The 21,061-nt window shown below is 72.2% G+C and carries 15 protein-coding genes and 1 tRNA gene; 4 read left to right on the top strand and 12 right to left on the bottom strand.

From position 1 onward, the window contains the following. Positions 1-18: 18 nt before the first annotated feature. The 8 genes from QFZ71_RS21950 to QFZ71_RS21915 form a co-directional block, all read right to left on the bottom strand. On the bottom strand, positions 19-1,740 hold the full coding sequence (locus QFZ71_RS21950) for a trypsin-like serine protease (RefSeq protein WP_307669878.1): 1,722 nt from the start codon (positions 1,738-1,740) through the stop codon (positions 19-21). Positions 1,741-1,891: 151 nt separating this feature from the next. Next, entirely contained in the window at positions 1,892-3,907 is a 2,016-nt protein-coding gene (gene rho, locus QFZ71_RS21945; protein ID WP_307669877.1) for a transcription termination factor Rho, read from the bottom strand. Positions 3,908-4,296: 389 nt separating this feature from the next. Continuing rightward, entirely contained in the window at positions 4,297-5,214 is a 918-nt protein-coding gene (thrB, locus tag QFZ71_RS21940) for a homoserine kinase (RefSeq protein WP_307669876.1), read from the bottom strand. A 360-nt stretch (positions 5,215-5,574) separates the two neighbouring features. Further along, positions 5,575-6,645 (bottom strand): threonine synthase, encoded by a 1,071-nt coding sequence (thrC, locus tag QFZ71_RS21935; protein WP_307669875.1) that lies wholly within the window; start codon positions 6,643-6,645, stop codon positions 5,575-5,577. A gap of 7 nt (positions 6,646-6,652) precedes the next feature. Beyond that, on the bottom strand, positions 6,653-7,954 hold the full coding sequence (locus QFZ71_RS21930; RefSeq protein ID WP_307669874.1) for a homoserine dehydrogenase: 1,302 nt from the start codon (positions 7,952-7,954) through the stop codon (positions 6,653-6,655). 186 nt (positions 7,955-8,140) lie between these two features. After that, positions 8,141-9,532 carry a diaminopimelate decarboxylase gene (lysA, locus tag QFZ71_RS21925; protein WP_307669873.1) on the bottom strand — a complete coding sequence of 464 codons (1,392 nt, stop codon included), beginning with the start codon at positions 9,530-9,532 and terminating at the stop codon, positions 8,141-8,143. Between the two features lie 32 nt (positions 9,533-9,564). Further along, positions 9,565-10,665, bottom strand: coding sequence for an ArgS-related anticodon-binding protein NrtL (nrtL, locus tag QFZ71_RS21920; protein WP_307669872.1), 1,101 nt, complete (start codon positions 10,663-10,665; stop codon positions 9,565-9,567). Between the two features lie 179 nt (positions 10,666-10,844). Beyond that, entirely contained in the window at positions 10,845-11,258 is a 414-nt protein-coding gene (locus tag QFZ71_RS21915) for a response regulator (protein WP_307669871.1), read from the bottom strand. Between the two features lie 211 nt (positions 11,259-11,469). On the opposite strand from QFZ71_RS21915, the gene QFZ71_RS21910 reads away from it, so the two are divergent. Then, a tRNA-Arg gene (locus QFZ71_RS21910) sits at positions 11,470-11,541 on the top strand. A gap of 641 nt (positions 11,542-12,182) precedes the next feature. Here QFZ71_RS21910 and QFZ71_RS21905 read toward each other — a convergent pair. The 3 genes from QFZ71_RS21905 to QFZ71_RS21895 all read right to left on the bottom strand — a co-directional run bounded on the left by QFZ71_RS21905 (position 12,183) and on the right by QFZ71_RS21895 (position 17,389). Continuing rightward, positions 12,183-13,211 (bottom strand): NlpC/P60 family protein, encoded by a 1,029-nt coding sequence (locus tag QFZ71_RS21905; protein WP_307669870.1) that lies wholly within the window; start codon positions 13,209-13,211, stop codon positions 12,183-12,185. A gap of 222 nt (positions 13,212-13,433) precedes the next feature. After that, positions 13,434-16,322 (bottom strand): BTAD domain-containing putative transcriptional regulator, encoded by a 2,889-nt coding sequence (locus QFZ71_RS21900; RefSeq protein ID WP_307669869.1) that lies wholly within the window; start codon positions 16,320-16,322, stop codon positions 13,434-13,436. Between the two features lie 221 nt (positions 16,323-16,543). Beyond that, complete coding sequence (locus tag QFZ71_RS21895; protein WP_307669868.1) at positions 16,544-17,389, bottom strand: hypothetical protein; 846 nt, start codon at positions 17,387-17,389, stop codon at positions 16,544-16,546. 214 nt (positions 17,390-17,603) lie between these two features. Here QFZ71_RS21895 and QFZ71_RS21890 point away from each other — a divergent pair, with 214 nt between their 5' ends. Next, positions 17,604-18,110 carry a hypothetical protein gene (locus QFZ71_RS21890; protein ID WP_307669867.1) on the top strand — a complete coding sequence of 169 codons (507 nt, stop codon included), beginning with the start codon at positions 17,604-17,606 and terminating at the stop codon, positions 18,108-18,110. A 9-nt stretch (positions 18,111-18,119) separates the two neighbouring features. After that, the gene (locus tag QFZ71_RS21885; RefSeq protein WP_307669866.1) at positions 18,120-19,301 is read left to right on the top strand and encodes a DUF418 domain-containing protein; all 1,182 of its coding nucleotides are present in this window, start codon (positions 18,120-18,122) and stop codon (positions 19,299-19,301) included. An 11-nt stretch (positions 19,302-19,312) separates the two neighbouring features. On the opposite strand, the gene QFZ71_RS21880 is transcribed toward QFZ71_RS21885, so the two are convergent. Continuing rightward, positions 19,313-19,720, bottom strand: a complete 408-nt coding sequence (locus tag QFZ71_RS21880) for a DUF4913 domain-containing protein (protein ID WP_307669865.1) — start codon at positions 19,718-19,720, stop codon at positions 19,313-19,315. Positions 19,721-19,988: 268 nt separating this feature from the next. Here QFZ71_RS21880 and QFZ71_RS21875 point away from each other — a divergent pair, with 268 nt between their 5' ends. Then, positions 19,989-20,993, top strand: a complete 1,005-nt coding sequence (locus QFZ71_RS21875) for a hypothetical protein (RefSeq protein WP_307669864.1) — start codon at positions 19,989-19,991, stop codon at positions 20,991-20,993. The last annotated feature ends 68 nt before the right edge of the window (positions 20,994-21,061 follow it).

Genomic DNA, 21,061 nt, shown 5'->3' with positions numbered 1-21,061 from the left:
GGGCTTTCACCAGGGGCTTCAGCCGACGGTGTAGTAGCTCTTCCAGCCGGTGCCGAGCTTGATCTGTGTGGCGAAGATCTCCGAGGACGCCTGGCCGGTGCCCTTGAGGAGGTACAGGTCACCGGAGGTGGAGCGGGCCACGAGGTCGGCCTTCGCGTCCCCGTTCACGTCCCCCGGGGTGACCAGGAGGTCGTAGCCCGACCACGCGCTGCGGACCTTGACCGGCGCCTCGAAGGGGGCGGTGGATTTGCCGGTTCCCTTGATCAGGTAGAGGTCGTCGGTGCCGCCGCGGCGGACGAGCAGATCGTTCTTGCCGTCGTAGGTGAGGTCACCGTGGCCCCGCACCTGGTTGTAGACCTGGTACCCGGACCCGGACTTGACGGCGGTGTTGAACTTGCCGTTGCCGAAGCTCGGATAGGTCATGAGGTCGCCCGTGGCGGTGACGGCGAGGATGTCGCCCTTGCCGTCGTTGTTCACGTCACCGGGGGCGACGATCGCCCGGACCGTCTTCCAGTTGCTGAAGATCTTCGTCTTCGCGTAGGTCGTGGAGGTCGCCGAGCGGTGCAGCCAGTAGACGTCCCCGGTCGCCGCCTGCCGCGCGATCAGATCCTGGTGGCCGTCCCGGTCGAGGTCGGTCTGGATGAAGAGGTTGTACGCGCTGTAGGAGCCGGCGAACACCTTGCGCGCGGCGAGCTTCTCGCCGGCCGAGGGGAAGGTGTACGCGGTGGAGCCGGTCGAGCGGGCGAACAGGTCGGCCCGGTGGTCACCGCTGAAGCTGGTGTCGTCGATGCGGGGCTGGATCGACCGGTAGTAGGTCGAGACCTTCGTGTAGGCGTCGTACGTGCCCGCGAGGTTGCACGCGCGGGAGTCGTTGGCCGGACCCCAGGAGGTGATGCCGATGACGCGTCCGCTGACGAACATGGGGCTGCCGGAGTCACCGGGGCAGGTGGCCTGGCCGGTGGAGTCGTCGCCGGTCCCGCCGACGCCGGCACAGATCATGTGGCCCGGCTTGTAGGCGCCCGGGACGCCGATGGCCCCGTCGAGGTTCTCGGAGCACTCGGCGTCCGAACGCAGCGGCTGGTCCAACCGCAGCAGGGTCTCCGAGAGGGGGGAGGTGTCCCAGTCGGAACCGGTCATACCCCAGCCGTACGTGGTGGCGGTCGTGCCCGGGACATAGCGCGCGGTGTCACCGTACGAAGCGGGCTGCGCCGACTTGTAGGGCAACGGCTTGCTGAGCGTCAGCAGCGCGATGTCGTTGTCGATCTCGGCGGCGTTGTACGTACCCGCGAAATAGGAGCGGGAGATCCCGACGGCGGTGCCTTCGTCCTGCGGTCCGCCCGCCAGTTTCGCGGTTCCCGCGAGCACGAGCCCGCGGCCGACCATGTCGAGGGCCTTTCCGTTCTCGTCGGTGACGCAATGGGCCGCGGTCATCACCTTGTTGGGGGCGACCAGCGTTCCCCCGCACGAGAAGTAGAAGATGCCGTCGTTGTCGTACTCGAAGAGAAGCTGCACCATCCAGGGCGCGTCGGCGAAGGCGGTGTTCGTCCCCCCGATGATTCTCGGCGAGAGCTTCTGCGGGCTGACCACCGTGGCGCCCTTCGGCGGCAGGAATCGCTCACCGCCCTCGTCCGCCTGGGCTGCGGACGTCAGGCCCCCGCCCACCAGCGCCAGCGCGGCGGCGGCGACCGCCAGCAGACGACCGGCTATTCGTGCTGATCCGACATGGCGCGATATGCGCACGCAAGTCTCCCGTTATTCCAGAAAGCGTCGGGTGGTAGTGCCGCAAGTGGGGGGAGATTGTCGGCTGGTTGATATTACACGCGCAAATCCGCCCCGTCACATGAGTAACGGGGCGGATTCACCGGACAGTTGCCGAGCGGGGGAACAGCGGTCAGTCGTTGCCGTTTCCGCTGCCCGGCGTCGTCTTCTGGATCTGGAGCAGGAACTCCGCATTGGACTGGGTCTTCTTCATCCGGTCCAGGAGGAGTTCGATCGCCTGCTGCTGGTCGAGCGCGTGCAGCACCCGGCGCAGCTTCCACACGACCGCCAGCTCGTCGGTGCCGAGCAGGATCTCTTCCTTACGGGTGGAGGACGCGTCGACGTCCACCGCCGGGAAGATGCGCTTGTCCGAGAGCTTCCGGTCGAGCTTGAGCTCCATGTTGCCGGTGCCCTTGAACTCCTCGAAGATCACCTCGTCCATGCGCGAGCCGGTCTCGACGAGCGCGGTGGCCAGGATGGTCAGCGAGCCGCCGTCCTCGATGTTGCGCGCGGCGCCGAAGAAGCGCTTCGGGGGGTAGAGCGCGGTCGAGTCGACACCACCGGAGAGGATGCGGCCGGAGGCCGGCGCCGCGAGGTTGTACGCGCGGCCCAGGCGGGTGATCGAGTCGAGCAGGACGACCACGTCGTGACCCAGCTCGACGAGGCGCTTGGCGCGCTCGATGGCCAGCTCGGCGACGGTGGTGTGGTCCTCGGCGGGACGGTCGAAGGTCGAGGAGATGACCTCGCCCTTCACCGACCGCTGCATGTCGGTGACCTCTTCCGGACGCTCGTCGACCAGGACGACCATCAGGTGGCACTCGGGGCTGTTGACCGTGATCGCGTTGGCGATGGCCTGCAGGATCATCGTCTTGCCGGTCTTCGGCGGGGCCACGATGAGCCCGCGCTGGCCCTTGCCGATCGGGGCGACCAGGTCGATGATCCGCGTGGTCAGGATGTTGGAGTCGGTCTCCAGGCGGAGCCGGTCCTGCGGGTAGAGCGGGGTCAGCTTCTGGAACTCGGGGCGGCCGCGGCCGGACTCGGGGGCCATGCCGTTGACCGAGTCGAGGCGGACCAGCGCGTTGAACTTCTCGCGCCGCTCGCCGTCCTTGGGCTGGCGCACCGCGCCGGTGACGTGGTCGCCCTTGCGCAGGCCGTTCTTGCGGACCTGGGCGAGCGAGACGTACACGTCGTTCGGGCCCGGCAGGTAGCCGGAGGTCCGGATGAACGCGTAGTTGTCGAGGATGTCCAGGATGCCCGCGACGGGGATCAGGACGTCGTCGTCGGCCACCTGCACGTCGGAGGCGAAGTCGTCGCGCCCGCGACGGCCGCGGCGGTCACGGTAGCGTCCGCGACGGCCGCGTCGGCCGCCCGCCTCGTCGTCGAAGTCGTCCTGCGGACCGTTGTCCCGGTTCTGCTGGCCCTGGCGCTGCTGGCGCTGCCCGCCGCCGCCACCGCCCTGCTGGCCCTGGTCGTCGCCCTTGCCGCGGCGGTCGCGCTGACGCTCCCGGCGGCCCTCGCGGTCACCGCGGTCGCGGCCCTGGCGGTCGCCACGACGGCCCTCGGCCGTGTCGGCGCCGGCCTCGACCTTGGCGTCGCCCTTGGGCTCCGCGCGCTCCTCGGTCTTCTGCTCGGACCGGGGCTCCGCCTTCGCCGTGACCTCGGTCTTCGCCTCGGTCTTGGTGTCGGGGCTGCCCGCCTGGGCCGTCGCGCGGCGGCGACGGCGCTCGCCCGCGGGCTGGTCGTCGCTGGCCGGCTGGCCGGGGATGTCGATCTGCTGCTGGCCCGCGTCCTTCTCGGCGGCGGGCGCCTCGTCCCCGGTGCGCGCCTTCGAGGTCGCGCGGCGCTTGGGCTTGGACTCCGCCTCGGTGGGGGCCTCGGCGGCCTTGGAGGAGGTCTTGGGGGCGGCGGATCCGCCACCCGCCTGCGCCTCCTTGATGACCTCGATCAGCTGGCTCTTGCGCATCCGCGCGGTGCCCCTGATGCCGAGGCCGGACGCGACCTGCTGCAGCTCGGCCAGGACCATGCCGTCGAGGCCGGTGCCGGAGCGGCGGCGCCGTGCGGTGGTGCCAGAGGCAGCACCTTCGGCGGGCGCGGCGCTGTCGACGTTCTTGTCGGCAGTCACGCCCATCAGATCGGTGGTGTCGCTCACGAAGGGTCCTTCCCTGGAGCGGACGTCGGCCTTCTGGCTCGGCGACCGGTTGTGCTGTCCGACTGCGGTCTGTCGATCTTGCTGGATCGCGGACCTTGCCGGGGCGGTGGTCCGCCGGGTACGGCGGAGAGATGAACGTGCGGGGTCCGGCGCGAGATCCCCCTGCTCGGCCCACTCCTGGACGAGCGAGGGGTGTCGTGCCGGTTCCGGAGCGTGCTCGAAACTGCTCAGGCAGGCTGCTCAGGCAGTTGGGGAGGCTCCCGGAAGAATGGTGGTCCCGGAGGGGGACACGAAGCAACGCGCCGTGAAGACGTCGATTGCAGACTTGAGGTTAACACTACCGGCTCCAACAAACATTCCCCCTCTCGCTCACCGGTAATCACAGGCGTTTACGCGGCCAGCGGCAGCACACTGGCGCCCGTCGCGTCGAGGTCCAGCCGGTTCGCGGCCCAGCCCTCCCCCGCCAGTCGGGCGACCTTGTCGGCCGCGCCGTCCTCCGTCAGCGCGAGGACCGTGGGCCCCGCGCCGGAGATGACCGCGGGAACGCCCTCGGCGCGCAGCCGGTGCACCAGCTCCACGCTGTCCGGCATCGCCGGGCCCCGGTATTCCTGGTGGATCCGGTCCTCGGTGGCCGCGAGCAGCAGCTCGGGGCGGCGGGTCAGGGCCTCGACGAGCAGGGCCGCGCGGCCGGCGTTGAGGGCCGCGTCGACGTGCGGGACGGTACGCGGGAGCAGGCCGCGCGCCGTCTCGGTGAGCACCGGGCGCCCGGGGACGAAGACGACGGGGACGACGGATGCCGCGGGGTCCATCCGGATGGCCCGCGCGGCGCCGCCGTCCATCCAGGCGAGGGTGAATCCGCCGAGCAGACAGGCCGCGACGTTGTCGGGGTGTCCCTCGATCTCGGTCGCCAGCTCCAGCAGGGCCGTGTCGTCGAGGCGGGCGTCGCCGCCGGTCGTCACGGCACGGGCGGCGACGATCCCGGCGCAGATGGCGGCGGAGGAGGAGCCGAGGCCCCGGCCGTGCGGAATGCGGTTGGCGCAGACGATCTCCAGGCCGCGGGGCTGGCCGCCGAGCAGGTCGAACGCGGTGCGCAGGGAGCGTACGAGCAGGTGGCTCTCGTCGCGGGGCAGCGTCTCGCCGCCCTCGCCCGCGATGTCGATGTGCAGCCCGGAGTCGGCGACCCGGACGACGACGTCGTCGTACAGACCCAGCGAGAGGCCGAGGGCGTCGAAACCCGGACCCAGATTGGCGCTGGTGGCGGGGACGCGCACCCTGACGGCGGCGGCTCGGAACGCGGGACCGGCCATCGGTCGGACCACTCCTTGTAAGGCGGCGGGGATGCAGTGCGGTGGATCTGCGGCGGTGGGGTCTGCTGGGGCGGGGGCGGTACACGGTGCGCACCGGGGTGGACAGGGGATCCGGTGGTCCGACCCGTGTTCGCCCACGACGGCTGCCGTACCGCAGCGGGCCGTCGGGCGGGTGTCGGGCGGATGGGGTACAGCTTATCGAAGGAAGGTTCTGTCGCGACATAGGGCGCACAGGAGGCGCACGATGCGTGTCGCCCGCCTCCTATGCGCTCTCCGCCCCGGAAAGAGGGCGGTTGAGCTGGATTGTCGTGATGGGCGCGGGTGGGCCGCGGCGGCTTCCGCGGCCTGTCCGGGGCCGGGTCAGACGAGTCCGAGCCGCTCGGCCGCGGTGGCCGCGTCGACCGGGACCGTGACCGGCTGCGGGGCGCCCGCGACGGCCCAGTCGGGGTCCTTGAGGCCGTTGCCGGTGACCGTGCAGACGATGCGCTGGCCGGGGTCGACCTTGCCCTCCTCGGCGGCCTTGAGCAGTCCGGCGACCGAGGCGGCCGACGCGGGCTCCACGAAGACGCCCTCCCGGGAGGCCAACAGGCGGTAGGCGGACAGGATCTGCCGGTCCGTCACCTCGTCGATGAACCCGCCCGACTCGTCGCGCGCGGCGAGCGCGTAGTTCCAGGAGGCCGGGTTCCCGATGCGGATCGCGGTGGCGATGGTGGACGGGTCCTTGACGATCTCGCCGCGCACGATGGGCGCGGAGCCGGACGCCTGGAAGCCCCACATGCGCGGGGAACGGGACGAGACGCCGTCACCCGCGTACTCGGTGTACCCCTTCCAGTACGCGGTGATGTTGCCCGCGTTGCCGACCGGCAGGACGTGGATGTCGGGGGCGTCGCCGAGCGCGTCGACGATCTCGAACGCGGCGGTCTTCTGGCCCTCGATGCGGACCGGGTTGACCGAATTGACCAGTGCCACCGGGTAGTTGTCCGAGAGCGCGCGGGCCAGTGTCAGGCAGTCGTCGAAGTTGCCGTCGACCTGGAGGATCTTCGCCCCGTGCACGAGGGCCTGGCCCATCTTGCCCAGCGCGATCTTGCCCTGCGGGACGAGGACGGCGCAGACCATCCCCGCGCGCACCGCGTACGCGGCGGCGGAGGCCGAGGTGTTGCCGGTGGAGGCGCAGATGACGGCCTTCGCGCCCTCCTCCTTGGCGCGGGTGATGGCCATGGTCATGCCGCGGTCCTTGAACGAACCGGTGGGGTTGGCGCCCTCGACCTTGAGGTGCACCTCGCAGCCCGTGCGCTCGGAGAGGACCTGCGCCGGTACGAGCGGCGTGCCGCCCTCACGGAGTGTGACGACCGGCGTCGTCGCCGCGACCGGAAGGCGGTCCCGGTACTCCTCGATGATGCCGCGCCACTGGTGGGTGCCCTTGCTGGTCATGGGTCCTTTACTCCCCTTCAACACGCATGATGCTGGCGACACCGCGCACGGTGTCGAGCTTGCGCAGCGCTTCGACGGTCCCGGAGAGGGCGGCGTCGGGCGCGCGGTGGGTGACGACGACGAGGGACGCCTCGCCGTCGGAGTCCGGCCGGCCCTGCTGGCGGACCGTGTCGATGGACACGCCCTGCTCGGCGAAGACCGTCGCGACCTGGGCGAGCACGCCCGGCTTGTCGGCCACGTCGAGGCTGATGTGGTAGCGCGTGACGACCTCGCCCATGGGGCTGACCGGCAGGCGCGTGTAGGCGGACTCACCGGGTCCGGTGGCCTCGCCCAGTTTGTTGCGGCAGACCGCGACGAGGTCGCCGAGGACCGCGGAGGCGGTCGGGGAGCCGCCGGCGCCGGGGCCGTAGAACATCAGCTGCCCGGCGGCCTCGGCCTCGACGAACACCGCGTTGTACGCCTCGCGGACGGAGGCCAGGGGGTGGCTGAGCGGGATCATCGCGGGGTGCACGCGGGCGGTGACGGAGGCCCCGTCGGCGGCGCGCTCGCAGATGGCCAGCAGCTTGACGGTGCAGCCCATCCGGCGGGCGGAGGCGATGTCGGCGGCGGTGACCTCGGTGATGCCCTCGCGGTGCACGTCACCGATCCGCACGCGGGTGTGGAAGGCGATCCCGGCGAGGATCGCGGCCTTCGCGGCGGCGTCGAAGCCCTCGACGTCGGCGGTGGGGTCGGCCTCGGCGTACCCGAGCGCGGTGGCCTCGTCGAGCGCCTCGGAGTAGCCGGCGCCGCTGGTGTCCATCTTGTCGAGGATGAAGTTGGTGGTGCCGTTGACGATGCCGAGCACCCGGTTGACCTTGTCGCCCGCGAGCGACTCGCGCAGCGGCCTCACCAGCGGGATGGCCCCGGCGACGGCGGCCTCGTAGTAGAGGTCGCGGCCGTGCTTCTCGGCGGCGGCGTGCAGCGCGGCGCCGTCCTCGGCGAGCAGCGCCTTGTTGGCGGAGACGACGCTCGCGCCGTTCTCGAACGCGGTGGTGATGAGCGTCCGGGCGGGCTCGATGCCGCCGATGACCTCGACGACGACGTCGATGTCGCCCCGTCGCACGAGCGCGGTGGCGTCGGTGGTCACCAGGGCGGGGTCGATGCCCTCCCGCACCTTCGAGGGCCGGCGGACGGCCACGCCGGCGAGCTCGACGGGCGCGCCGATGCGCGCCGCGAGGTCGTCGGCGTGCGTCGTCATGAGGCGCGCCACCTCTGAGCCGACCACACCACAGCCCAGCAGCGCCACCTTCAGCGGACGCGTTCGCATCATCCGACCTCGTTTCTCATACCTGGACCCTCCGGCGATGGGGGGCGGCGGCGCGGAGCTGGGCACGCACCCAACTCCGCTGCCTCTCCCACCCCCCGATCGCCGGAGGGCCATGCTCATGTATGGACCAGTCTCACTCACCGGACGGGGGTTTCTGGCCCCCGTCCGGATCCTGAGACGACTATTTCATCAGCCGACATCGAGACGCAGGAGATCTTCCTCCGTCTCGCGCCGGACGATGACGCGGGCCTCTCCGTCGCGGACCGCGACGACGGGCGGACGCAGGGCGTGGTTGTAGTTGCTCGCCATGGAACGGCAGTACGCGCCGGTGGCGGGGACGGCGATCAGGTCGCCGGGGGCCAGGTCGGCGGGGAGGAACGCGTCCTTGACCACGATGTCGCCGCTCTCGCAGTGCTTGCCGACGACCCGGACGAGCATCGGCTCGGCGTCCGAGGTGCGCGAGACGAGGGCGACGCTGTACTCGGCGTCGTACAGCGCGGTGCGGATGTTGTCCGACATCCCGCCGTCGACGCTGACGTACGTCCGCAGCCCTTCCAGGGGCTTGATCGTGCCCACCTCGTACAGGGTGAAGGCGGTGGGTCCGACGATGGCGCGGCCCGGCTCGACGGAGATCCGGGGCGTCCGCAGCTTCGCGGCCTCGCACTCGCGGGTGACGATGTCGCTGAGCGCCTTGGCGATCTCGTGCGGCTCGCGGGGGTCGTCGTCGGAGGTGTACGCGATGCCGAGGCCGCCGCCGAGGTCGATCTCGGGCAGCTCGACGCCGTGCTCGTCGCGGACCTCGGCGAGGAGCTGCACGACGCGCCGGGCGGAGACCTCGAAGCCGGCCATGTCGAAGATCTGCGAGCCGATGTGCGAGTGGACGCCGATGAGGTCGAGCCCGTCGAGGGAGAGGGCCCGGCGCACCGCCTCGGCGGCCTGCCCGTCGGCGAGCGCGATGCCGAACTTCTGGTCCTCGTGCGCGGTGGCGATGAACTCGTGGGTGTGGGCCTCGACGCCTACGGTGACGCGGATCTGGACCCGCTGGCGGATGCCGTGGCGCTGGGCGATGTGGGCGACGCGGACGATCTCCTGGAAGGAGTCGAGGACGATCCGCCCGACGCCGGCCCCGACGGCCCGCTCGATCTCGGCGACGGTCTTGTTGTTGCCGTGGAAGGCGATGCGCTCGGCGGGCATGCCCGCGTCGAGTGCGGTGGTCAGCTCGCCGCCGGAGCAGACATCGAGATTCAGCCCCTCCTCCGTGAGCCAGCGCACGACGGCGCGGGAGAGGAACGCCTTCCCGGCGTAGAAGACGTCGGCGTCCGGTCCGAAGGCGTCCGCCCAGGCGCGGCAGCGGGCCCGGAAGTCGCTCTCGTCGAGGAAGTAGGCGGGGGTGCCGAACTCCTCCGCGAGCCGGGCGACGGCGATCCCGCCGACGGTGAGGGCGCCGTCCGCGTCGCGGGTGACGGTGCGCGACCAGACCTTTTCATCGAGGGCGTTGAGGTCGGCAGCGGGCGCGGAGTAGTGGCCCTCGGGGAGGACGTCGGCGTGGCGGGGGCCTGCGGGGTGTGCGGAGCGGCTCATCGTGATGCTCTCTCGGGTCTCTTCTGATCTCGTCAGAGATGTTCGGGCGCGCGGATGCCGAGCAGGGACAGGCCGCCTGCCAGCACCGTCCCGGCGGCTTCGGCGAGGGCCAGCCGGGCGCGGTGGGCGGCCGAGGGTTTCTCGTCACCGGCAGGAAGGGGCGGGCAGGAGTCGTGGAAGTCGAAGAACGCGTGCGCGACGGCTTCCAGCTGCCGGGCGACCCGGTCGGGCGCACGGTGACGGGCCCCGGCGAGCAGGACGCCGGGGTGGTCGGCGATGAGGTCGAGGAGGGGCCGGGCGGCGGCGTCGTACGCGGTCGTCGCAGCCGGGCCGGTGGGGCTTTTGCCGCACGGGGCGGGCGCGGAGGTGAAGCCGAGGAGGGCGGCCGCGCGGGTGAGGGCGCGGGCCCTGGCGTGGGCGTAACGGACCAGGAAGAGCGGATTGGCCTCCCCCTGGACGAGCAGTTCGGGGCCGAGGGCGGCACGGTCGTGTCCGGCGGCCCGCAGGAGCCCCCAGCGGGCCGCGTCGGGCCCGAGCCGCTCCAGCAGCTCCCCCGCGCCGGCCCCGGCGGGGACGGGCCGGATGCCGGTGAGCGGTGCGGGGGGTGTGCCGCCCGCGTCGACGGTGACGCCGAGGCGGGCCCAGTCCGGGTCGGGTGCTTCCTCGCAGCTGATCCGGACGCGGGCGCCCTGGGCGATGACGAGCCGGCGCACGGCGTGGGCGGTGACGGCGGCGCGGACCTCCCGCGCGTGGTGGAACTGGAGGTTGTCGTCCCGGAGCGCGTCCCCGTGTCCGTAGGCGAGGCCCTGTTCCCGTACGGCGGCGAGGACGGCCCGGTCGCCCTCCGCCGGGGCGGCCAGGGTGAAGCTCAGGAAGCCGGGGCCGGTGATCTCGACCCGCCCGACGCCGGGGTCGGCGGCGACGCGGTCCCGCAGGATGCGCGCGACCTCCAGGGCGGGCAGTCGCGCGGGCCCGGCGAGCTGGAGCGCGACGGCGCAGGCGTAGTCGCCGCTGCCGCCGGGCCGGGTCCGCTCCACCCGCACGCGCGCGGGCACGGGCGCGTGCAGCACGTCCTCGTCGACCGCGCGGCGCACGGCGTGCAGCACGGTCCGGGAGAGGTCGGCGGGGGTCACGGGTCAAGCCTAGGTGAGAGAGGGGGGCACTCCGCGACTCCGTTTCGCCATGCGGTCCGCGGGGCCGGGGGCGGCCGCCGGAAGCCGGCGGCCCGGCCGCACGCGGGCGTTCACCGAGGGCCGTCCGCACGCACGCTCACCGGAGCACCGGCCGGAGCACCGGTACGCGCCGACCGTGGTCAGCCGGCGGCGCTGCCCGCCCGCCCGGCCTCCCGCCGCCCGCCCGGCGCAGGTTCGTCCACCCCGGTCACCAGGCGGCGCACGATCCGCACCAGCTCGCTCGGCTCGAACGGCTTCGCCAGGAACGCGTCCACCCCGGCCGCGACGCCCGCGTCGACCTCGTAGGGCGTACAGCCGCTGACGACGGCGATGGGGAGAGCGCTGGTGCGGGGGTCGGAGCGCAGCCGGGTGGCGGTCTGCAGGCCGTCCAGCCGGGGCATCACGACGTCGAGGGTGATCGCGTCGGGGCGGACTCTTCCGACCAGTTCCAGGCATTCGACACCATCGGCCGCGGTCACGACCTCGAAGCCCTCCAGCTCGAGATTGACCCTGATCAGCTGCCGGATGACCTTGTTGTCGTCGACAACAAGCACGCGGCCGTACGCCCCTGACACCCTTCGAGGGTAGGTCGGCCCGAGGGGCGGCGTCCGGGTTTTGTCCACTTCCGCCCGGACGGGTCTCCCCCGCCGCCGCGGACCGCCCGGCCGGACGCCCGCGGCGCGCAGCCCCCTGCGGAATACCTGTTCACAGCCACCCCGTGGGAGCTGGTAGTGTTTCACCCGTCGCAGAGCAACACCGCGATTCGCCCCCGTAGCTCAGGGGATAGAGCATCGGCCTCCGGAGCCGGGTGCGCAGGTTCGAATCCTGCCGGGGGCACTTCGCAGGAAGTGCCGACAAGACCCCGCCACCAGCATGCACGCTGGCAGCGGGGTCTTCGTGCATCCGGTACCTCACCCACCGCCCTGAACCGCCGCACAAGCGCTTCAAGGGCGGGGCGGCGGCCCGGCGATCGTTCCCTGACGGCTACGACGCCGTGCGGACAGGACATTCGCGCTCGGCCGCACAGCCCACGGTGGTATGCGAGGTACTCCTGCTCGATGACATGATCGGCATGCCGCTTCAGCTGGTACTCGACGTTCCCGGTGGAGTTCCGCCGCACCCCCCGGTCCTCATCGATGTAGATGGCGAGCCTGTCGAACTCGGCAGGGTGGTCGGGGCCATCAGCTCTTCCGCCCCTCCCGCGGCGCATTCCTCCTCGTCGGACACGACCGGGGCCGGCTCCGCAGGCAAGCGCGCGGCCCTCTGAGCGGGGCCCCAATCGTCGCGGGCTCAACCGCCGTGACCTGCACTTTCGCGCAACGTGCGCCGTGTGGGCGCCCGGCCTCGGGGACCGCGTGCCGTCCCCCTGGCCGGATCACCGGTGGGTGCCGCTCCCGGTTGACGCGCGCGACCGGAACCGGTCGGGCGCGAACCGGGCCTCCCTCGATGGGCGGGCGCGGTGAGCCGCCGGCCGCGGTTCAGGGGCGTTGATCCGGGCGTACGACTCCGAGGACGAACATCGAGCCCACGTCGGCGACGGTGATGTTCCGCCCCGGACGCGGTGCGTGGATGATCGAGCCGCCTCCGACGTACATCCCGACGTGGCTGGCGTCCTTGTGGTAGATGATCAGGTCTCCGGGACGCATGTCCTTCAGTCCGACGCGCGGCAGCTGACGCCACTGCTCCTGGGACGTACGGGGAATGGTCCGCTTCGCCGCGGCCCACGCCTGCGAGGTGAGGCCGGAGCAGTCGTAGGTGTCGGGGCCCTCCGCCGCCCACTCGTAGGGTTTGCCGAGTTGCTCGGTCACGAAGGCGACGGCGATCGCGCCCTCCTCACTCGCCCCTCTCCCGGCCCCCTTGAGCTTGCCGGACCTCAGGAATTCCGCGTGCGCCTCGTCGGCCGACTCCTTCTGCATCTCCAGGAGGCGTCGGCGCTCCTTCTCCTCCAGTCGCGCTTCGAGTGCCTCGGCCGCGGCGATGCGCTTCTCGATGCGCTCGCGGGCGTCCGCTCCGGCCTTCCGGCTGCCCCGGAGCTTCCTCAACTGCGCGGTGGACACCTCGGACTTCGTGCGGAGCTCCTTCTGGACCCGGGTCAGCTCGCGCAGCAGTCCGTCGACGCCGTGCTGGGCCTGGCGCGCCCGGCCGACCTCGTCGAGGAGGTCCTCGGGGCCCGTGCTCAACAGCAGCTGGACGTCGAGGGGCAAGCCGCCGCTGCGGTACTGGGCGCGGGCCGCCGCCCCCATGCGGGAGGTCAGCCGCTTCAGCGCGGCCTTGCCCGACGCCATCTCCTCGGCGAGTGCGGCCACCCGGGCGGACTGCTCGGCGGCCCGTTCCTCCGCGGCGTTGTAGGTGTCCGTGGCGACCTCGGCGTCGTGGTACAGCCGGTCCAGCTCCTCGCGCACCTCGGCCAGAGTCGTGGGCCGGGCGGGGCCGGGCTCCGGAGAGGGCGCCGCCGACGCCGCCCCCTGTGCCGACGCGGTGACGGCACAGAGCGCGACGACTGCCACCGCCGCCCGGCCACCCCTTCCGATTGCTTTACGTATCACTGCGATGACGCTCCGTCGTGACTCGTGGGTGTGGGCGTCATGCCGCTGTGGGGCACGACGTACCGAACGGGGCGGTACGTGACCCGTTCGCCCCTACAACGTCACCGTGAGCGGCAGCGGTTCACGACGAGGGCAGGCAGCGGGGTGCCGGATCAAGACGAGGGCAGGCAGCGGGGTGCCGGATCAAGAAGTGTCGGCCGGCGGCGGTTCGAGCCGTCCACGGATGTACGTGGCCTCGTCGGCCATGCCGAGCCTCAGGCAGACGGCGAGCGACCGCTCCCAGCAGGCACGCGCCCACGAGACGTGCCCGACCGTGTCGAGGGCGTCGCCGAGTATCTGGGTGGCGAGGGCCTCGCCCCGCTCGAAGTCCATCTCGCGGGCGAGGACGATCGCCCGCTCGGCGTAGCGGGCGGCCGACTGCGGCTCGCCGAGGCTCAGGTACGACCCGGCGCACCCGATCAGGGACGCGCAGCGCACGAAGATGTGGCCGGTCGGGCCGAGGCGCTCCAGGCAGTCCTCGAACTGGCTCAACGCCTCCTCCGGCCGCCCCAGCGCCCGCAGCACCTGGCCGATGCGGTAGTGCGCGTAGGCCCGGCCGTGGTGGTCGCCCAGGGTCTCGTACAGGTCCAGCTGCCGGAGGGCCGTGTCGAGAAGCAGCTCGTGGACCTGCCCGAGGCGTACGCACGCCAGGATGACGTTGCCGAGAGCGAGCGCCTCCACGGATCTGTCCTGCCCCACGCGCGCCTCGGCGACGGCGCGCAGCCCGAGGTCCAGCCCCTCCTCCTCGACGCCCCGCTTCATGGCCAGGAGCCCCGCCACGTTCAGCACCATGGCGTGCACGGTGTGGTCCTCGGTCCCCTCCGAAAGTTCCATCGCGCGGCTCGTCACCTCGTGGGCGCTCTGCAACTCCTCCATCTGCATCAGCGCGCCTCCGAGCATGTAGCAGATCCGCTGCTCCGCCCGCCGGTCGCCCGCACGGCGCGCGGCGGCGGCCACGGCGCGGGCGACGGGGATCAGCTCGCTCCAGCGGTGCTCGGCCATGAACAGGGGGTCGAGCGCCAGCACCAGATCGGCGGCGCCCGCGGGGGCCGCCGGGGCGATCTGGGCCACGAACTCCAGGGCCGGGGAGAGCCGTCCGGCCCCCCAGGCACACGCCTCCGCCTCGTCGGCGAAGCTCACCCCCGGGTGCTCGGTGGGGAGCAGGGACAGGGGAACCCTGTGCCCCGGCCGGAGCAGTCCGTAGGCGTTGCGCGCGGTGGCCAGCAGCAGATCCAGCAGTCCGGTCAGAGCGCCCTGGCGCGCGTCGGCGGACTCCTCCTCCCGGGCGCGCTGGCGGGCGAACAGTCGCAGCAGATCGTGGAAGCGGTAGCGCCGGCGGGCCGTCGATTCCAGCATGCCGACGTCGACGAGCGATTCGAGCAGCGACTCGGTGACCTCCTGGGGCCGCCCGAGCACGGCCGCCGCCTCCACCAGGGTGAGGGGGCTGGGCGCGGGCAGCGACAGCAGGCGGAAGGCGCGCGCCTGCTCCGCGTCGAGCTCCCCGTAACCGAGCCGGAAGCAGGCCTCGACGCCCAGTCCTTGGATGCGCAGTTCGCCGATGCGCTGACGTTCGTCCTTGAGCTGGTCGATGGTGTCCGTCACCGTCCAGTCCGGGCGGACCGCGAGGCGGCTGGCGACGATGCGCACGGCCAGCGGATGCCCGCCGCAGAGGTCGGCCACCCGCAGGATCGCAAGGCGTTCGTGTGCGGTGCGGGGGCCGCCGAGGATGCGGGTGAAGAGTGCCGCCGCCACCTGGGGCCGGAACACGTCGACCACGACGCGCGTCACGCCGGACAGCGCGGCGAGCGCGGAACGGCTCGTCACGATGGCGGCGCACCCGCCGGAGCCGGGCAGGAGAGGACGCACCTGTTCCGCGTCACGGGCGTTGTCGAGCACGACCAGTACCCGGCGCCCGGCCAGGACCGAGCGGTAGAGCGCGGCGCGTTCCTCCGGGCTGTCCGGTATGCCCTGGTCCTTCTCGCCCAGGGCCCGGAGGAATGCGGCGAGTACGGCGGAGGGATCGGCGGACGAGCCGTCCGCTCCGCGCAGGTCCACGTAGAGCTGACCGTCGGGAAACTGCCCGCTCACGATGTGGGCGGCGTGCACGGCCAGCACCGTCTTGCCCGCCCCGCCCATGCCGGTGAGGACGGCGACCGGTACGGCCGTCCCCGCCGCCCCCGAGAGCGCCGCCGTCACGCGTGCGGTCTCCGCCTCGCGGCCGGTGAAGTCACTCAGGTCGCCGGGGAGCTGGGCCGGACGCACGGCGGCGCCCGGGGGTTCGTCGGCCCGGTGGGGAGCGGCGAGCGCGGGATCGGCCGTCAGGAGCCGGCGGTGCAGGTCGCGGACGGCCGGGCCCGGTTCGATGCCGAGTTCCGCGATCAGGATGCGGCGGGTGTCGTGGTAGACGGCCAGCGCCTCGGCCTGCCGGTCGGACCGGTACAGCGACAGCATCAGCAGCAGCCGCAGCCGTTCGCGCAACGGATGGGCCGCGGCCAGCGCGATGAGTTCGGGTACGGCATCGCTGTGGCCGCCCAGTTCCACGTCCAGCTCGATGCGGATCTCCGTCGCGGCGAGCCGCAGTTCGGTGAGCCGGGTCCGCTCCGCTTCGGCGAAGGCGCCGGGGACGCCCGCCAGCGGAGCCCCGTTCCAGGCGTCGAGCGCGCGGCGCAGCAGATCTCTGGCCCCCTGGTGGTCACCCTGGTCGCGGAGTCTCCTGGCCTCGTGCACCCGCGATTCGAAGACGGTGAGGTCGAGGGTTCCGTCGGGGACCTGGAGGGCGTACCCCCCGGCCACCGAGACCAGGACACCGGGCGGCTGGTTCTTCGACCGCCCCGGTTCGAGCACGGCGCGCAGACGGGAGACATAGGTCCGCAGCACGGAGACGGCGCCCGGGGGCGGCTCCTGGTCCCACACGGCGTCGACGAGTTCGTCGACGGAGGCCGGCCTGCCCTGCTTGAGCAGCAGCAGGGCCAGTACGGCCCGCTGCTGCGGCGAGCCGAGCGCTATCGACTGCTCGCCACGCCACGCCTGCAACGGCCCCAGAACCGTGAACCGGAGGCCGGTAACGCCCGTTGTGTGCATTGGTGCTCGCGCCCCCCACAGATGCGATCTTCTGGGGGGACGTTAGCGTTCCGGCGAACCGCTGCGCGGGGGACGTCTTCAGCAGGTTCGCCGCCGCGTGGGCACAGAATGCCCCTTCAGCCGTACATGTACGTACATTCCCTGCGGCTCGTCACTCCTGGTTGAGGTGTTCATCACAGCGCGCACGCGTCCTGCGGCACGGCCGTTCCCCTTCCCGCGTGCACGCGCGTCCCGGCGTCGGGGGCCGTGAAGTGCTGTTCGACCAGGCGCATCGCCTCGGCGTGTGCGGGGCCGAGCCGACACTGGTCGGCCACGTGCGTCCACAGGTGCAGCAGTTCGCGGCCGTGCGCCGAAGCCGCCCGCTCGTCGAGCAGCCGCTCCCACGCGGCTGTCGCGCGCAGGACGTCGTCGGCGGCGCGCGCGTCCCCGAGCCCGCAGCGAATCCGGGCGACCCCGATGGCCAGCGAGGTGGCCAGGGGGTGATCGCCCGCGAGGTGGGCGACGTAGGCCTCCATCGCCCGCGCCTCCAGTGCCTGGGGGTGCCCGGCCCCGTGGTCACCGGCGAGCCGCTCGCGCAACGCGGCGGCCAGGAGGCCCGCGTGCTCCGTGTCTCCGCCGTCGACGGCTTCCTTGATGTGTCGTACGCGTTCGGCGACGGCGGCCGGGGCCGGATGGCGGTCGCTCTCGGGCCCGTTCCCCTCCGCCGACGGGGCCGTGTTCCAGCTCCCTTCCTCATCGGGACCGGGGATGCGGCTGGAGCCGTCCGGCGCCACCTCGATGCACACGGTGCGGGCGTCCAGGCGGTCGAAGACCGTGGCCCGCACGGGGCCTTGGCGGTCACGGGCGTGCTGCTGGAGGAGGTCGAGGATCGCCTCGTGGACGGATTCCCCGTCGGCGACGCCGACGCGCTCCCCGTCGAGGAGGGCCTGGTGCTCGTCGGAGACGAACACGTCGAAGTGCGGGGGGGCGAGGGCGGGGGCCGACGGGCCGGAGCGGTCGAGGGCGGTGAGCTCTGGCATGCGGGAATCCCTTCGACGGATGGGACGGGAGGCTGGAACGCGCCTTTCAAGCTCATCGACGGATGTGCGGAGCTACCGGTTCAACGGGACCTCGGCGAGCTCGCGCAGCTTCTGACGCGGACCGTACGCGCGATTGAACCGGCTGCCGCGCGGGATGCGTGGTGGCTGTCCACAGCGGCCGTACGGCCCGGACACCGAGACGTGGAGGCAAGTCGTGGCTGACCTGGAACAGCACGAGAACCGTCCGTACGAGCGGGGCACCTCGGGGTTCGTCCCCCGGCTGATGCCCTTGATGTTCCTGGCTCCCACGGCTCTGGCCGCCGTCTGGCTGGGCGGCAGCCTGGGGGTCGCGCTCGTCGGGGGCGGCTGGAACCCACCGCCGGTCGCTCCGGATTCCCTGTACGACCTGGTGCGCGGCGGTACGCACGCGCTGTGGCCGGGAACTCCGACGGGTGCGGTGGTGGCCGGGATCGCGGCTCTGGCGGGAGTCCTGTTCGGCGTGGCCGCGCTGGGCTTCTTCGCGGCCGACCCGGTGCTCGCGTCCGTCTCCAGCCGCCGGGCGGCACGGGCCGCCGCGCCTGTGGACGGTGCCGACGGCCCCCGTCAGCCGGCTCCCGGCCGCGGGCCGCAGGACGCGTTCCGGCCGGCCGAGCAGGTGGCGCGGGTCCCCGGACCGGAGCGGACGCCGGGCAACCGGTCCCCGGTCGCGTCGGTCTCCTGAGCCCCGCCCGTGTCCGCACCCCGCGCGGCCACCGCCGTCCCGCCGGTGGCCAGGATCGGCGACATCGACGTGCTGCGCGGGGCCGCCCTGCTCGGCATCCTGCTGATCAACGCTCAGCTCATGGCCGGCCCCGACGTCGCGCTCGGCGGCGGGGCGGGCGCCGGCCTCGCGGACCGGGGCACGGCCCGGGCGACGACGGCTCTGGTCACCGGGAAGTTCTACCTGCTCTTCTCGTTCCTCTTCGGCTACGGCTTCACCGTGCAGCGGCGTTCCGCCGAGCGGGCGGGGGTCGCGTTCGCACCCCGTCATCTGCGCCGGACCGCCGCGCTGTTCCTGCTCGGTCTGGTCCACGCGGTACTGCTGTTCCCGGGTGACATCCTGATGACGTACGCGGCCCTGGGACTGATCCTGTTCGCCCTGCGCGACGTGCGGCCACGATGGCTGCTGCGGATCTCGGCCGTACTCCTCGCCTCGCTCGCCGCTCTGCTCCTGGCCTACGGTCTGCTCACCCTCGTGCTGGAGCGGACGCACGGGCTCGGCGTGGTGACGGCGGACACGGGGGCGGCGTACCGCGGCGGCCCCGGCTCCGTCGTGCGCACGAACATCGAGCTGCTGCCGCGCTTCCTCGGCGCGAACGTGCTCTACTCCGCCGATCTGCTGGCGGCCTTCCTCGCCGGACTCGCCGCCGGAGGACGGCGGATCCTCGCAGGCCCCGGGCCCCGACCCGTCCTGCTGCGGCGTGTCGTGGCCCTGGGGCTGCCCCTCGGTCTGGCGGGCGGGGCCTTCGTGGCGGTGTGCACTCACGGCCCGCTGGACGGCGGCTGGTTCTTCGTCGGCCAGGCGGTCGGAATCCTGACGGCTCCGGCCCTCACCGCGGCGTACGCCTGCGGGGTACTCCTCCTCGTCCGCACTCCGGCCGGGCGCGGGATCGGGGCGACGCTCGCCCCGGCCGGGCGGATGTCGCTCACCAACTACCTGGCGCAGTCGCTCGTGCTGGCCCTGGTCTTCACCGGATACGGCCTCGGCCTGTACGGGCGGGTGGGCGCCACGACGGTGCTGGGGGGCTGCCTGTTCCTGTACGCCGCCCAACTCGCTCTCAGCGCGCTGCTGTCGCGGCACCGCCGGAGCGGTCCCGCGGAATTCCTGCTGCGGGCGGCGACCCGGGGCGGCTTCCCCCGGCGAACGGGGTAGCCGCCCCGCACTCATCCCGCATAGAGGTCCGTCACCGGCACGTCCTTGGGACGGTGCGCACCGGGTTTGCAGCCGGCGAACGGCCCGGACGGGTCGCGCAGGGCGGCCATGACGTGGGCCAGGTAGTCCCGGTGCCAGATCGCGGGACCGGTCAGCCCGGCCGCCGGGTTGGTCAGTTCCTGCCAGGCCATCCAGAGCCCGTAGAGCTGCGCCACCGCCTCCTGGTGCTCCCACCACCTGGCGCACCAGGGGGCGGACGAGGTGGTCTCCCTGCCGTAGACCGGCATCAGGAGGTGCCTCACCCACAGGCTCAGCATCCCCAGCGCCTCGTCGTGCGCCGAGCCGTCCAGATACACGATGAACTGGGGTCCCTGCTGGGTGCTTTCAGCCGGTTCGGCACTTTCGACGGCTCGGGTCATCCGGGGTCGCCTCCCACGGGTCGATATGCGAATCGGACTTCGATACCGGCACTACGCACCGGAGCGCGTGGATGGTTCAGCCGGTGTCCTTGCCGACCCGGCCGGGCCGTTGAACCGGAGCATCCCGGTGTCCGTCGTGTGAAGGCACACCCGGCGTACGCACCCGCACGGAGGGAGGCGTGCCGGTTGTCATACGGCTGCCGCCACCGTCCCGGCGACGGCGGACACGCCTTCGCCTCCAGCCGACCCGACAGAAAGGGACACGGTCATGCCGCCCGAGAAGCAGGGGGCCGAAGCGCCCGACCCCGCGAAGACAGCGATGACCGCGCTCCTCCAGGACCTTCTGGACCTCCAGGAGGTCCTGGAGCGCCAGAAGCGCCGGAGCCGTCAGGAAACACGCGAACCGGTCAGGCCCGAGCCACCGGACCAGGGGCAGGGACATGGACAGGGGCAGGAGGACGCCGCGCCTGGCAGGCGGGACGCCTCGACGTCCACCGATACCGAGAAGCTGATCGCCTACCTCATCCAGAAACTCCTGGAGAGACTCACTCCTCCGGGGCAGCAGTCCGCACAGCAGCAGGCACCGGCTCAGCAGCAGCCGTGGGGCCAGCAGTCCCCCGGCTCTGCCCCGGACCGCTTCGACCAGCCTTCCAGGGACGGGCGCCAGGGCACTGCGCGGAGCGTCGCGGAGGCCGTCGAGACGATCCTGAGCGACCACCCTGAGCTGGTCGAGATGTTCCATGACGGCCAACTGCCCAGGACCAAGCAGCTCTTCGACGAAGCGCATCGGGCCGCGAGCGCGCAGGGGGCGATCGCACAGGCGGCCGCGCTGAGTCTGCCGGCTCAGGGCCCTGAGACGAGTGCCGTCAACGAGGACGAGCTGGTCGAAGAGGACGAGCTCCTGTTCCTGGACGTGGACCACAGAGACGACCCGCCGCGCAAGAAGGCCTCGACCGATGAATCCGTCGAGGACGAGGTGTACCACGACGCACGCGACGACCTCGAAACAACCGTCGAGGACGAGGTGTACCACGACGCACGCGACGACCTCGAAACAACCGTCGAGGACGAGGTGTACCACGACGCACGCGAGGAACCCGAAGCAACGGTCGAGAACGACGCGGGCCAATACCGTACATCGATCAGTTCCCTGGCCGCCCTCCCCGTCCCCGGGATCGAGTCGAGAAACCTCACCGACACGCCGACCAATACCGCGACCTCGGGCTTGCCCGTCATGACGACGAGCGACCAGCTCCATGGCCGCAACCGGTGAGCGTGCGGATGGGCGGGGCCCTCGCCAGGGTCCCCCGCCCATCCGCACGTGTGCGTGCCCGTCCGGCC

Source organism: Streptomyces sp. V2I9, from assembly GCF_030817475.1.
Lineage (GTDB): Bacteria > Actinomycetota > Actinomycetes > Streptomycetales > Streptomycetaceae > Streptomyces.
Note: the sequence above shows the minus strand (reverse complement) of the source record. Positions and strands in the feature narration are given on the sequence as shown.

Bases quoted from the DNA above. Each gene is read 5' to 3' on its own strand.
- QFZ71_RS21875 (WP_307669864.1), top strand. From the start codon at position 19,989: ATGCCGCCCGAGAAGCAGGGGGCCGAAGCGCCCGACCCCGCGAAGACA.
- QFZ71_RS21880 (WP_307669865.1), bottom strand. From the start codon at position 19,720: ATGACCCGAGCCGTCGAAAGTGCCGAACCGGCTGAAAGCACCCAGCAG.
- thrC (WP_307669875.1), bottom strand. From the start codon at position 6,645: ATGACCAGCAAGGGCACCCACCAGTGGCGCGGCATCATCGAGGAGTAC.
- QFZ71_RS21895 (WP_307669868.1), bottom strand. From the start codon at position 17,389: ATGCCAGAGCTCACCGCCCTCGACCGCTCCGGCCCGTCGGCCCCCGCC.
- QFZ71_RS21930 (WP_307669874.1), bottom strand. From the start codon at position 7,954: ATGATGCGAACGCGTCCGCTGAAGGTGGCGCTGCTGGGCTGTGGTGTG.
- lysA (WP_307669873.1), bottom strand. From the start codon at position 9,532: ATGAGCCGCTCCGCACACCCCGCAGGCCCCCGCCACGCCGACGTCCTC.
- thrB (WP_307669876.1), bottom strand. From the start codon at position 5,214: ATGGCCGGTCCCGCGTTCCGAGCCGCCGCCGTCAGGGTGCGCGTCCCC.